At 38.6% G+C, this 13,716-nt stretch carries 9 protein-coding genes; 7 read left to right on the top strand and 2 right to left on the bottom strand.

Going from position 1 to position 13,716, the window contains the following annotated elements; genetic code table 11:
• Positions 1 to 3 precede the first annotated feature (3 nt).
• From rocD to B3600_RS02550, 6 genes are all read left to right on the top strand, one after another.
• Positions 4 to 1,263, top strand: a complete 1,260-nt coding sequence (rocD, locus tag B3600_RS02575; protein WP_286751983.1) for an ornithine--oxo-acid transaminase — start codon at positions 4 to 6, stop codon at positions 1,261 to 1,263.
• Between the two features lie 3 nt (positions 1,264 to 1,266).
• Positions 1,267 to 2,232 (top strand): arginase, encoded by a 966-nt coding sequence (locus tag B3600_RS02570; RefSeq protein WP_286751982.1) that lies wholly within the window; start codon positions 1,267 to 1,269, stop codon positions 2,230 to 2,232.
• A gap of 336 nt (positions 2,233 to 2,568) precedes the next feature.
• A complete protein-coding gene (locus B3600_RS02565; RefSeq protein WP_286751981.1) occupies positions 2,569 to 4,056 on the top strand; it encodes a tetratricopeptide repeat protein in 1,488 nt (495 codons plus the stop codon).
• A 206-nt stretch (positions 4,057 to 4,262) separates the two neighbouring features.
• A complete protein-coding gene (locus tag B3600_RS02560; protein WP_286751980.1) occupies positions 4,263 to 7,049 on the top strand; it encodes a TonB-dependent receptor in 2,787 nt (928 codons plus the stop codon).
• 149 nt (positions 7,050 to 7,198) lie between these two features.
• Complete coding sequence (locus tag B3600_RS02555) at positions 7,199 to 8,461, top strand: right-handed parallel beta-helix repeat-containing protein (RefSeq protein ID WP_286751979.1); 1,263 nt, start codon at positions 7,199 to 7,201, stop codon at positions 8,459 to 8,461.
• Between the two features lie 13 nt (positions 8,462 to 8,474).
• Positions 8,475 to 9,545 (top strand): phytase, encoded by a 1,071-nt coding sequence (locus B3600_RS02550; protein ID WP_286751978.1) that lies wholly within the window; start codon positions 8,475 to 8,477, stop codon positions 9,543 to 9,545.
• A gap of 99 nt (positions 9,546 to 9,644) precedes the next feature.
• On the opposite strand, the gene B3600_RS02545 is transcribed toward B3600_RS02550, so the two are convergent.
• Complete coding sequence (locus B3600_RS02545; RefSeq protein WP_286751977.1) at positions 9,645 to 11,672, bottom strand: sensor histidine kinase; 2,028 nt, start codon at positions 11,670 to 11,672, stop codon at positions 9,645 to 9,647.
• Between the two features lie 338 nt (positions 11,673 to 12,010).
• Between B3600_RS02545 and B3600_RS02540 the strand changes: the two genes are divergently transcribed.
• Positions 12,011 to 12,679, top strand: coding sequence for a response regulator (locus tag B3600_RS02540; protein ID WP_070563855.1), 669 nt, complete (start codon positions 12,011 to 12,013; stop codon positions 12,677 to 12,679).
• A 63-nt stretch (positions 12,680 to 12,742) separates the two neighbouring features.
• Here B3600_RS02540 and lgt read toward each other — a convergent pair whose 3' ends face one another.
• A complete protein-coding gene (gene lgt / locus B3600_RS02535) occupies positions 12,743 to 13,561 on the bottom strand; it encodes a prolipoprotein diacylglyceryl transferase (protein WP_286751976.1) in 819 nt (272 codons plus the stop codon).
• Between the last annotated feature and the right edge of the window lie 155 nt (positions 13,562 to 13,716).

Below are 13,716 nucleotides of genomic sequence, written 5' to 3'. Positions count from 1 at the left end.
ATTATGAGTACAGTAGCTAAACAAGGTAAGGGCGAGATGTTCATTGCCAAAGAAGAAAAATATGGAGCGCACAATTATCATCCTCTTCCGGTCGTCTTGGAACGAGCTGAAGGAGTGATGGTGTGGGATGTTGATGGAAAGTCTTATTTTGATTTCTTATCTGCATATTCAGCTGTCAATCAAGGACATTGCCATCCTCGGATTATACAGGCTTTAAAAGAGCAAGCCGAGAAATTAACATTAACATCCAGAGCATTTTATAATAATAAACTGGGTGATTTTGAAGAAATGCTTTGTCAGCTTTTTGGATTTGATAAGGCTTTGGTCATGAATTCGGGTGTCGAAGCAGTGGAAACGGCAATGAAGCTTTGTCGTAAATGGGCCTATCAGGTCAAAGGGGTAGCAGCCAATCAAGCGAAAATTGTTTTTGCCAGGGACAATTTCCACGGCAGGACTATCTCTGTTATATCGGCATCCAATGATCCTACTGCAACACATGAATTTGGACCCTTTTTAGATGGCATAGTACTCGTTCCCTATAATGATGTTGATGCACTAGAACAGTTATTCAAAGCAGATGAAAATATCGCCGGTTTTATCGTTGAGCCAATTCAGGGCGAAGCGGGTATTGTCGTTCCTGATGAGAATTATCTTATGCACGTGAGACAATTATGTACAAAATACAATGTATTGTTTATTGCAGACGAAATCCAAACCGGTATTGCTCGGACGGGAAGTATGTTGGCATCCTATGCTATTGATGATGCGCAGAGTCAAAGCAAACCAGATGTTCTGATTTTAGGGAAAGCTTTATCGGGCGGTGTATTGCCGGTATCAGCAGTGTTGGCAAATGATTCCATTATGTTATGTATTAAACCGGGCGAACATGGTTCGACTTATGGTGGGAACCCATTGGCCTGTGCAGTGGCTATGGAAGCGTTAAATGTTGTGCGGGATGAAAATTTGACGCAACGGGCGTTTCAGATGGGGGCCTTGTTTTTGGATGGATTGCGTCAGATTGCTGCTAAGTGCACGTTAATTACAGAAGTGCGAGGAAAGGGGCTCTTGACTGCCATTGTAATTGATGCGGATGAAGAAAGTGATTTGGCCTGGAATATCTGTCTCAAATTTAAAGAAAATGGACTTTTAGCGAAGCCTACACATGGTAACAAAATTCGATTGGCTCCGCCGCTGGTTATTACAAAAGAGCAAGTCGAGACTTGCTTAGGGATCATTGAGCGATCGTTGACTAATTTGAAATAGTGTATGGAGAAAATGATTGAATTGATCAAAAACAGATCGGATATAGGAGCAGGGACTAGGGGTTCAGATCTGGGTATCGACGCCATCGAGATAGCTGCAATTAATAAAGGAAGTCAATATTTCATTAACTATCCATTTGTTGATGTGCCGACTCGAAATAGCTCCATTTATCAGAATGATAATCATCCTTTTGCGAAACATATTCAGCAGGTTTATGAACAATGCAAACAAGTAGCTTCCACCGTTGAAGATAGCTTATCTTCCGGCAATTTTCCATTGGTGTTTTCAGGGGATCATTCCTCCGCAATGGGGACGATCAGTGGTTTAAAGTCCGCTTATCCTGATAAACAACTCGGTGTGATCTGGGTAGACGCGCATGCCGATATTCATTCTCCGCACACAACACCTTCTGGTAATATGCATGGTATGCCTTTAGCGGCGATGTTGAATGAGGATAATATCCCGTGTAAAATCAATAAAATAGACGAATCGACACAAGAATTTTGGAATAAACTAAAACGAATAGCTGGCCCAGTAGGTAAAATACTATCCAATCATTTGATTTATTTTGGTGTAAGGGATACGGAAGAACCGGAAGATCTGGTCATTGAACGACTTGGCATTAAGAACTATCGTGTGGAAGATACGAGACAGCGCGGAATAACCGATTGTGTGGCTGAAGCATTGAAAATCCTAGAAGCATGTGATATGATTTATATCTCTTTTGATGTGGATAGCATGGATAGTGAATTGATCTCGGATGGCACCGGAACACCAGTACCGAAGGGGTTTTTGCCAAGGGAGATTGTGTCGATTTTAGAAGAGATCATCCGATCGGGTAAGGTGATTTGTTTTGAAATTGTTGAAGTTAATCCACTATTGGACAATAAGGGTAACAAAATGGCAGAGGTGGCATTTGATATATTAGAACGGATCACTCCGCTCATTGAATTGAAATCGAGTAATTAACCGGTTTTGGGATTGTCTATTTTCAAGCCCTTTTATTGATGTGTATCGTCAATAAAAGGGCTTTTTTAATAGTATATCGTTGAGCTTGGTGGATAAAAATAAGTCAGCCTTCCTTATGTTAAAACTCGTATTACTCTATGTAATTTAATATTGTGTTAACATGTTTCATGTACATTTGCAATTCGATTATTTACATGAAATATGAGGATTTCTGATAAAATTATTTTGTTTCTACTTTTTTTTATACAGCTTTTTTTGTGGCAGCCAGGTACTGCGCAGGTTGAATCCTTTAAGGATATTAGAGGATTAAGTCAAAACCATCCTGATTCTGCAATTATGCTCGTAAAAAAACGTTATGCAAAAGCTGTTACGGATAAAGACTTATTATTACAAGCCAATTGTTTACAGGCGATTGGATGGTTATGTGTTAATCAGGGGCATTATGGACAGGCGCAGGACTACTATTTTCAAGCCGATCGAATCTATACGCAATTAAATTCAAAACAGCATCTTGCTTCGAATTGGAGTGATATCGGGGAGCTCAATATTTTCAACAAACAACATGATCTAGCGAAAGTTTATTTTAACAAGGCGCTACATTCTTTCCGAACAGAAGGGGATAAAAATGGAGAGGCAGGTACATTAGGGAATATAGGTCATTTATTTGAAAAGGAAGCGAACTACGACTCCGCCTTTGTCTACCAGAATCTTGCTTTGTCCATTTATAGCAGTATTGGTAATAAAAATGGAGAAGCCAAGATCCATGAAAATTTAGGCAGTATTTATGAAGATCTTGCAAGGTATGACAGCGCTTTTTTTCATTTTGAAAAAGCACGTACCCTCTATACGGAAACAAAAGACAATTATGGAAAAATTGTGGTCATAAATAATATGGGCGATATTTTTAGGAAGACCAATAAATATCCAGAAAGTATTAAACTCACGCAATTGGCTTATCAGATGGCGGAAAATTTGGGTGATGTGTATCAAATGGCTGCTACGACAAAAGATTTGAGTAGAACCTACGCCTTGCGTGAGCAGATGGATAGCGCCTATTTTTATGCAGAAAAGAGCCGTAAGTTGGTGCTTGAACTTTATAGTGTGGATGGTGCTCGCCATACTGCTTTTTTTCAGGCACTCTACGATATGAATCAACAAGCCGAAGAGATCGAGAAATTACAAGTAACCAAAAGAATCAACTTAATCATGCTCTGGGGAACAATCGTGGTTTTAATTTTGTTAATTGTATTATCCTATGTATTGCATAGTCGCCAGAAAATTAAGATCAAAAACCAGATCTCCGATTCCCGAAAACAGGAGGCCGAACGCGAGTTGACCGAAATTGCACTTAAAAACCAGTTGCTTGAAGATAAGCAGCTCAAACAAGAACTGTCGCTCAAGCAAAAGGAATTGACATCCCATACCCTAAATTTAATCCGTAACAATCAATTTTTGGAAGAACTTCGTGATGAATTAAAAGGAATGGTTAAGGACGAACGCCGGGATCAAAAACGACAGATGCAGAAGTTGGTGTTGCAGATCAATGAAAATATCACACAGGGTATTCATTGGAAAGAGTTTATGGGAACTTTCGAAAAGGTACATCACAGCTTTTTTGAAAAACTTATTCGACGATTTCCAGATTTGACGGCCGCGGATATGCGGTTAATCGCATTGCTTAAAATAAATTTGAATAATATCGATATTGCCGTCTTATTGGGCATATCACAAGATAGCCTTCGTGTTGCCAGACATCGATTGCGAAAAAAATTAAGATTGGAACAAGGAGAGGATCTAGCGGGCTATCTTGTTGGGATTTCATAATTTTTTAACACAGGAGTAATAGAATGTTAATGGCGTTTAAATAGCATTTAAACTGTTGTTTATTAGTTGTTTAGTAGTGTTTGTTTCCTCGCTGTATAACCCATTTTCTGCCTTGTTTCCTTGTTGTAACGCTCGATATTTTGTGTGATTAAAATTGGCTGCCATCTTTGCGACAACAATCAAAGATTCATAATAATCTAAGCAAAATGAAAAACTTTTTAACAGTATTACTTGCCTCCAGTATTTCGGTCAGCGCTGCTTATGCGACCAAAATCAAAGGTAAGGTATTGGATGGTCAGACTGGTGAAGCTATTGCTGGTGCAACAGTTTTCTTGGAACAAAGTGGGCTATCGACCAAAACACAATTGGATGGTTCGTTTGAATTCAAAGGATTATCTGCAGGTGTGGATAAGGTCCATATCAAGCATATGGCTTACGCCGAACTAATTAAAGAAATCGAGATTCAAAAAGAAAATACCCCTCATTTTATTTTTCAGCTGACATCGACCGAACAAACATTAATGGAAGTAACTATAAAAGGACGTCGAAACGGTGGGGATGACGATCCTAGCGCGCGGCGTTTAGAAAAGAATGCGTCACAAATTATGAATGTTGTTTCGGCGCGCGCAATAGAGATTTCTCCCGATATCACCGTCGCAAATGTTATACAGCGTGTTTCGGGTGTATCCATAGAAAGAAATTCGAATGGCGAGGGGCAATACGCAATTCTGAGAGGGATGGATAAACGTTACAACACGACTTTGGTGAATGGCGTAAAAGTTCCGAGTCCAGATAATAAATACCGTTATGTGCCTTTGGATTTATTTCCTTCAGATATGTTGGAACGCTTAGAAGTCTACAAGTCGCTAACACCAAATATGGAAGCCGATGCAGTGGGTGGGGTTGTCAATATGGTTATGAAATCGGCGCCGACAAAGCTATTGCTTCAAGCAAATTTGGCAACAGGTTATAGCCAACGTTATTTTAATCGGGATTTTGGAAGCTTTTCGACAAGCGGAACCTCGGCAAAATCGCCATATGAACAGCATGGGAAGAATTACAATGCAACCGCTGCTGATTTTAATAAGGGTGCATTAGATTATACTTATAAAAAGCCACTTCCAGACCTTGTCGGCAATTTGACAATAGGCAATCGGTATTTGGATGATAAATTGGGCGTTATTTTGGGTGCGAGTTATCAAAATTTACATCGTGGCAGTCGTTCTATTTTCTACAAATCGGCTGTCGTTGGCGTAAATCCCAATGCGGTAATTACTGAGCAGAGTGATCGTCAATATGATGAACAGCAACAACGCTTAGGTTTGCATAACAAGATCGACTATCGATTTAATCTGAATCATCGGATTAGCTTCTATCAAATGTATGTGAATTTAAATAACATGCAATTGCGTGATGCTGTGAATACGATATATAATGGCCAGTATGATCCCAGTATTGGTAAAGCCGAACTGACCTATGTGACAAGAAGTCGAAAAACACAGCAACAGATCTACAATGGTACCCTACAGGGGGATCATCATTTTTTAGATAATCGGCTGAATGTCCGTTGGTCAGGTGTGCTTTCTTCAGCGCGCAATCAATTGCCACAAAATACGATGATTAGTTTGGATGGAGTAGAAGAAAATTTTGAACGTAAAAGAACTTCTCTCGTCAATAAATCTCCTGTAACCTATCGTTGGGAGCGTAATACGGATAATGATCATGCAGGTTATTGGGATGTAGCTTATAAAGTTCCAATGGAAAACAGTAAGCTGGAGCTATCGACCGGAGGTCTGTATCGTGATAAACAGCGTAGTAGTTTTTACAATAACTACAACTTATCACCAGCTTCTGCAGAAGAGGCAAAGTATAAATACGGTGTGGATTTTCAGCGCTATACCGATCTCAATCTGACTGTCACCAATCCTACTGGAGCTGTCGCAAATCCACTAACTTACGACGCTGGTGAGAAGACCACAGCATTGTACGGCATGTTCAATTATGAGAATGACAAATGGCAGATGATCGGTGGAATCCGTATGGAACACAGCAATCAGAATTATAAATTATTGTTTCCTGCAGGAGAAAAAAGACCGGAGGGATCACAAATTTATACAGAATGGCTGCCAAGTTTGACCATGAAATATCATTTGGACGAAAAACAACAGCTTCATGCAGCCTATTATCGCGCGTTAAACCGACCTGGATTTTATGAAATTGTACCCTCAAGTGTGGTTAATGAAGAGTTTTTAGAAAAAGGAAACCCAGATTTAAAACATGCCTTAGCAGATAATTTCGATTTAAGGTATGAATTATTCCCTGAAGCTTCTTCCCAATTTCTTGTGGGTATGTTTTATAAAAAAATCAAAAACCCAATTGAATATACCTTTCAACCGGATGAGGTTCGTAAGCAGGATGTATACTACACTCCGGGTAATTTTGGTAATGCCAACAACTTTGGTGTCGAGGTTGATTACATCAAGTATATCCAGAAATTTGGTGTTAAGGCCAATTATACCTATACACATTCACGTATAACGACCGCTAAGATGTCGCGTCGAATCAATGAAACCACACAGGACCCAGAAGCGATAATCGTGGATCAAACTAGACCATTATATGGGCAAGCTGCACATGTGGCCAATCTATCATTGCTTTACAAAGATGCTAATAATGGCTGGGAAGGACAGTTGGCTGGATCTTATACCGGCTCACGGATCAATACAGTATCGCAATTTTTGAACGATGATTTATGGCAAAAGGGATTTGTTCAGTTAGATGCTTCTATTGAGAAAAAATTTAAAGCAGGTTGGGCCATTTTTGCCAAAGCCAACAATATCTTGAATACACCAATGGAATTGTATGTGAAAGGAACAAATCCCGAAAATGAGAAGATCGCTGAAAAGCTTATTGAAGACGAAAATACATTGATTAGAAAGGATTTGTATGGACAGAACTATATCCTTGGTTTACGTTATTCGTTTAGTAAATAATAGACCCGCGTAAAACACAACATGTTTTAATCTGAACATGTACGGTGTGAAATAACAACAGTTTGTTTCGGTGAAGCTTTCCCTTTTTTGGAACGATCAAGTTTTGAACAAGTATGATTCGCTTCATCATTAAAATTAAATATATACAGATGAAAAATAAATGTATTTTATCGTTTCTAGCATTTTTTATCGTGGTGTTAAGCGCCTGTGAAAAAGCAAATATTGATGTTGATACTTCTGATGCCGATGGAAGTGCTATCGGCGAGGTCTCCGGTGTGTGGAGTAAGGGGAGTGTGCAGCATATTAAGGGGGATATTATTATTCCCGAAGGTAAGACACTAACGATTGAGGAAGGCGTAACTGTATTGATGGATTCTGTCAATAAGCCTGAAATTGTTGTTTTGGGTAATTTATATGCGTTAGGTACAGCTGAAAATCCTGTCAAGTTTACGGTTGAAGATGGGTATAAGACGAAGACGAATGAATTTGGCAAATTATGGGGAGGAATTTTAGCCGCTCCAAGCTGTCAGGAACTTGTTTTGGACAATACCATCATAGAGTATGGGGGGGCAATTACATCAGACGCGTCGACTTCTGTAAAGATGGGCTTGTATAAAAAAGTGTCTGGTGAAGCTTTACCAGCGCTATGGTTTTCTAATCCAAATGGAAAACTAGTGGTTCAAAATAGTACGGTAAGTCATTTTCACGAAGACTGCACGTATATTGAAGGAGGAAAAATCATTTTTGCTAACAACCGTTTCTTTTCCAATGGGGTGACAGGTGGAGAAGCGATGAATTTCAAATCCGGATGTCTTGCAGATGTTGCTTATAACCTAGTGTATAGTGTAAATACCAATGCATTAAAACTGTCCAATTCAGGAGACCGTACACCCCAGGCTTATATTATTGTTTACAATAATACCATGCTCAACACTGGATGGCGCAGACCGACAGCCAAAGGAGGTTCGATTTGGTTAGAAGCATCTGTCAGAGCCGAGATTTACAATAATCTTTTTGCTAATACGCGGTTTGGAGTCAAGCGCGATCCGAAAAAGCCAGAAGATAACCGTTCTGTGTCAAGTAATAACTGGTACTATGGTTACAGCCAATTGAATGTAGATCAGTTTCAGGTCGGCAAAAATGATATTGTAGGCGGTAGTAATGATATTAGAGGTAAAGCGGCAGGAGATAATAATCCTAAATTTATAGCCTATCCTTTGGAAACCTCAGTCGACAACTATCTGTTTGACTCCACCTGGGATTTTCATCTCCAAGGGAATTCACCTGCATTAAAGGCTGGTACCCTTGCTTTTAAACCTCATTTTACGAGTGGCCTGGTGATGTCAAACGGTCTAATCTATAGTTCTCCCCAGCCAGCAGCATATGTTGGGGCATTCGGTTCCAAATTCTAATTTACTTCATATAATGACAAATTTAAAAACAATACTAACACTAACTTTGGGAGCATCAACCCTGCTTCAAATGGCATGCGAAAATGCGCAAACAAATAATATAGAATCAGTTAAGCCCGTTATTGTGACTGATGCTGTACGTTATGATTCGGATGATCCCGCAATTTGGATCAATAAGAGCGATCCGAGCAAGAGTTTGATTATAGCAACGGATAAAGATGCCGATGGAGCTTTATTCGTGTACGATTTACAGGGTAAAACGGTCAAAGAAAAAGTGGTTTCCAATTTAAAACGACCAAACAATGTTGATGTAGCCTACGGTTTGGTATTGGGGGGGAAACCTGTCGATATCGCCGTCACAACAGAGCGTATGACCCATAAATTGCGTGTCTTTTCATTACCCGATATGAAACCGATCGATCAAGGGGGACTGGATATGTTTGTTAGCGAAACTGAACCGGAATTTAGGGATCTGATGGGGATTGCCCTATATACTTCCCCAAAAGGAGAGATCTATGCTATTGTTGGACGGAAAAATGGACCAAAAGAAGGCTATTTGGGTCAATATTTATTGGAGGATAATGGTTCTGGTACGGTAAAAGCTACATTAGTTCGCAAATTTGGTTCATTTAGTGGAAAGAAAGAGATCGAGGCGATAGCGGTGGACAATGAGCTTGGATATATTTACTATTCGGACGAACAAGTTGGCGTAAAACAATACTATGCCGATCCAGCAAAGGGAAACCAACAGTTGGCATTATTTGCTACAACAGGTTTTAAAGAAGATCATGAAGGTATTTCGATTTATAAATTGACCGATAGTACCGGATATATCTTGGTGTCGGACCAAGGTGCAAATCGTTTTCAAGTCTTTAGTCGGGAAGGAACCCAAAGCAATCCTTTCGAACACAAATATCTGAAGACTGTACCGGTTATGGCAACACAAAGTGATGGTTCAGAAACGACCTCCTGTAATTTAAATGAAACCTTTAAACATGGCTTGTTTGTTACTATGAGCGACGATAAAACATTCCATTACTATAGATGGGAAGATATTGCTGGAGCGGATTTGAAAAAGAAATAGGTTATAGAATAAGTGCTAGAGCAACAGTTGTTATTTGATTACAGCTGTTGCTTTTTTTTGCTATTGGAAATTTTTGTTTAAAATACCTCGCGTTATGCTTTATGCACTGAGCGGAATTTTAAACCAAAAGGTTGATCCTTGACCAATCTGGCTGTTGACACCAATTTCTCCTTGATGTTTTTGAATAATTTCTTTGCAAATAAACAGCCCGATGCCAAATCCCGACGCGTAACAATCTGCATCGTCATTTACACGATAGAATTTGTTGAATATTTGTTTCTGATCCTTGTGATTGATGCCTTTTCCTTGGTCTTTGATCTCGACTTCAAAATAACCTGATTGTATTGCCACATGCAGGGTAATTGTTGAATTACTGGGTGAATATTTAATGGCATTATCCATGAAGTTGATTAACACTTGTTCGATTTTATCACGATCGGCAGTAATCTCCAAATTCGAATCTATTGCTCCTGTATAATGGATGAAGTGCTTTACCGATTTTAAAGAATAGATATTTTGAATATAATCGATTAAAGAGCAAACGTTAAATGTCTTTTTGCGAAGCACTAGCTTACCCTCATTTAATTGAGTAACATTTAAAAAGCCGTCAATTAAACCGCGCATACGCGTTGCTTGCTCATTCGATTGGTGGAGATATTGCATGCGCTTTTCGGTGCTCAGTGTACCTTCTTTGGCCTGAAGTAATTGGATATAGGCAATTAGTGAGGTCAACGGTGTTTTAAGTTCGTGACTTGCGATACTAATAAAGTCTAGTTTTTTCATTTCTTCTTCCTTGTCATTGGTGCTGTCTATTATAGCGCCGTAGATCATATGTCTTGTTGTATCCGATTCCAATTGACTTCCACCTATTGACCTTAACCATTTTATCTTACCCGTTTTTTTATCTTTTATTTCACATTGACAATCGAAAGGAGATTGTTTATGTGTTACTTCCAGAAAAACATTATGGATGATAGTTCTGTACTGAGGCAGGATTTGGTCGAAAAAGTCAGCTTCTTTGATGTTGTCTTGCTGATCGAAGCCAAATAATTCACGGCAGCGATCATTGAGTTCCATTGTTTTGGTTTCCATGTCAATAGAAAATATACCGATACCGGCGGCTTCTACGATCATTCTAAACTGTTGATCTCTTTTGGCGATAAGTTGATGAATTGTTTCAAGCTTTTCGTGTTCTTGATGCTGGGTGGTAATATCTATAGCGGTACCTGCAAACCATTCGGCTTGTTGGTCTTGGTCAAAGTATACTCTTCCTTTACAGTGCAACCACCGTAACTGAAGATCTTGTGCTCCAATGGTTCTAAACTGTACGTCATAAACACCTTTGTTTTGATAAGTCAGTGATTTTTTTACTTCCTGATCGATTCTATTCCTATCTTCTGGATGAATATATTTAAGGACTTCATTGTATGGAACATACTCACCTTTCGCAAACCCAAAGAGTTCCCGAGTCCGTTCATCCCAATTTACTAAGTAATTTTTACAATTTAAGGTCCATGTTCCCATCTCGGCCGACTGTAAAGCAAAATGATAATGTTCTTCACTCTCAATGATTTTCTTGAGTGCCCCCTTAAGTTTTTCATTGAGATCTTCAGTATGTTTAGATGACAAGGTGTAATTATTCGTTGGGCTCTTATAGTGTTTTCCTGCTATAAGATATTTTTGAGTTAATAAATCTTGTAGCAATTTTCGTTCAATGGTATTTTTTTCCTGCGTTTGTGGGTACTTGTCTTCATTTTCAGGTATCAGTCTAATTTGATTAAATATGCCATAAATTTCACCTTTTTCATCGATGAGCGGATGATATTCAAAAGTGTGCGTATAACCTAGTGAAGCCTGATTTTCCGTTTTGAGTTTAATCCTTATCTTTTCAATGACCGCAGTTTTTCCGTTTATCCAGACATTTTTCAGGAGGGGGATATAGGGTGTTAAATCTTCTCGTTGAAGACAATTTTCAAGACGCTGCCCAATAATACGCTGATCACAACCCCAAAGTTTTAACATGTTAGTGCTTGCATAAGAAATATGGAGTTCTGCACTATCATAAATTGCGCAGGCATCCAATGAAGAGGTGAGAACGGCTAAAATATCTTTATCTGAACATATCATAACATAGCAAAAATTAAGTATTGATTAAAGCGATATCGCTATAGCTTGATTTAATAGCATACAAATATTGTTCCTTTCTCATGAGTTTTCGCTCTATCCATAAATTACCGGAGTTGTCGTACGGGATGAAATCCACTATTTTATTTGCCAGTTGATCCTGTGGGCTGTTTAATGTGAACTCATCATGTCGACAGTAGACTGGATAGAAAGTTGTATCTTTATTTTGTTTATGCAGTCTGTTTCTTTTTTATTTCAAATAGCGAATATGATAAATTATCGTTGCAGTATAAGTTTGGAAGAAAATAGAATTGAAAGTTTTTATTTAAATGCCATAGAAGATGAATACGGTTAAGATACTATTGGTTGAAGATCACATGGTCGTACGGAATGGTATTAAACTACTTTTAGAATCCCAGGGTGAATTTACGGTGATAGGCGAGGCATCTGATGGTGCAGAAGCGCTGTCTATATTGGCGAATGGTTTAGCTCCTGATATTGTTTTAACTGATATAAACATGGAGCATATGGACGGGATGGAGCTTTTAAAAATCATCAGTCAAAAATATCCATTGGTCAAAGTTGTGATATTGTCTATGCTAAATCAAATTCATTATGTTGTTGAAGGTTTTGAACATGGTCTTTCAGGCTACCTGTTGAAAAATATAGGTTACAATGAATTACTTTTTGGATTAAAGCATGTCGCTGAAGGCGGACGCTATATGAGCGAAGAAATTAGTATAGCCCTGCTTGAACAAGTTTCTTCCGGTCAAGTTTATAGGGATGCGGGCTCGAATATCATCCTCGATCTGGAAATAAACGATCGCGAGCTAGAAGTATTAGAGTTAATCGCTGACGGTTTTACAAATTTAGAAATTGCAGATAAAATCTTTTTGAGTAAGCGTACTGTTGAAGGATATCGGCAGAGCTTGATAGATAAAACAAGGGTAAAAAATACCGCGGAATTAGTAAAATATGCTTTTCAACATGGCTTATTAAAAAAGTCATGATAACCATTTCTGTATTTGGTGAGCATGACGTAGCGGGCTATTATTGGAAGTCCGCGCATGCTATTACGTTATATTCGGTATTCTTTCTCGACAACGATTGAAAATAAATAGACCAGCTCCAATAAGAATGAAGGGTATACTAAGCAGCTGTCCCATATTGATCAATAAGGAGTCTTCAAAATGCTCTTGATTGATTTTCAAAAACTCATCTAAAAACCTGAACGAAAACAGCAAAACCAACAGCAAGGCGAAATAGTTTCCATTGTTACGTCGAAGCTTGTTTTCTTTCCATAAACGATATAACAATACGAATAATAAGAGACAAAATAAGGCTTCATAAAGCTGTGCTGGATGCCGGGGGATAGTATCGATATGGGTAAACACAAAGGCCCAAGGTAAGCTACTTGCTGTGCCAATCATTTCAGAGTTCATTAAGTTGCCCAATCGAATGCAAACACCAGCTAAAGGGACGACCAAAGCAATCCGATCTGCAACCCAGAGAAAAGGAAGTTGCTGTTTTTTTGCAAATAAATAGATTGCGATTAGTATGCCTATACCGCCACCGTGGCTTGCCAGCCCACCTTCCCATATGGCTAATATTTTTAAGGGATTATTGAGGTAATAACCGGGATCGTAAAATAATACATGCCCTAGTCTAGCGCCAATGACAGTACCAAAAACAATATAAATGGTTAGTTGATCTAAAAACTCGGGTGGCCGACCTTCTTTCTTAAATAATGATCCTAATATCTTATAACATAATACAATACCCAATAACCAAAATAGTCCGTACCAGCGAATAGGGTGTTCAATAAGTGGAATAACAAAGATATCACTATCTATAGTCCAGTTTATGTAAGTAAAGATTAGGTTATTTACCATATTACGTTTTAGCGTGATGCTTTATGATATAAGTATGTGGTATGGCTATTTCGTTACACGTTTTGATAAAAAAACGAAATTCTCTTTATCGATGCAAATATTGAGTCATATATTGCGATTATTAAATAGTAAGTTTTCATTGTTGACCAATTTGT

Source organism: Sphingobacterium sp. UBA2480 (genome assembly GCF_002341965.1).
Classification (GTDB): domain Bacteria; phylum Bacteroidota; class Bacteroidia; order Sphingobacteriales; family Sphingobacteriaceae; genus Sphingobacterium; species Sphingobacterium multivorum.
Note: the sequence above shows the minus strand (reverse complement) of the source record. Positions and strands in the feature narration are given on the sequence as shown.

Excerpts from the sequence above, each read along its gene's own strand:
- rocD (WP_286751983.1), top strand. The coding sequence starts at position 4 with ATGAGTACAGTAGCTAAACAAGGTAAGGGCGAGATGTTCATTGCCAAA.
- B3600_RS02570 (WP_286751982.1), top strand. The coding sequence starts at position 1,267 with ATGGAGAAAATGATTGAATTGATCAAAAACAGATCGGATATAGGAGCA.
- B3600_RS02565 (WP_286751981.1), top strand. The coding sequence starts at position 2,569 with ATGCTCGTAAAAAAACGTTATGCAAAAGCTGTTACGGATAAAGACTTA.
- B3600_RS02560 (WP_286751980.1), top strand. The coding sequence starts at position 4,263 with ATGAAAAACTTTTTAACAGTATTACTTGCCTCCAGTATTTCGGTCAGC.
- B3600_RS02555 (WP_286751979.1), top strand. The coding sequence starts at position 7,199 with ATGAAAAATAAATGTATTTTATCGTTTCTAGCATTTTTTATCGTGGTG.
- B3600_RS02550 (WP_286751978.1), top strand. The coding sequence starts at position 8,475 with ATGACAAATTTAAAAACAATACTAACACTAACTTTGGGAGCATCAACC.
- B3600_RS02545 (WP_286751977.1), bottom strand. The coding sequence starts at position 11,672 with ATGATATGTTCAGATAAAGATATTTTAGCCGTTCTCACCTCTTCATTG.
- B3600_RS02540 (WP_070563855.1), top strand. The coding sequence starts at position 12,011 with ATGAATACGGTTAAGATACTATTGGTTGAAGATCACATGGTCGTACGG.
- lgt (WP_286751976.1), bottom strand. The coding sequence starts at position 13,561 with ATGGTAAATAACCTAATCTTTACTTACATAAACTGGACTATAGATAGT.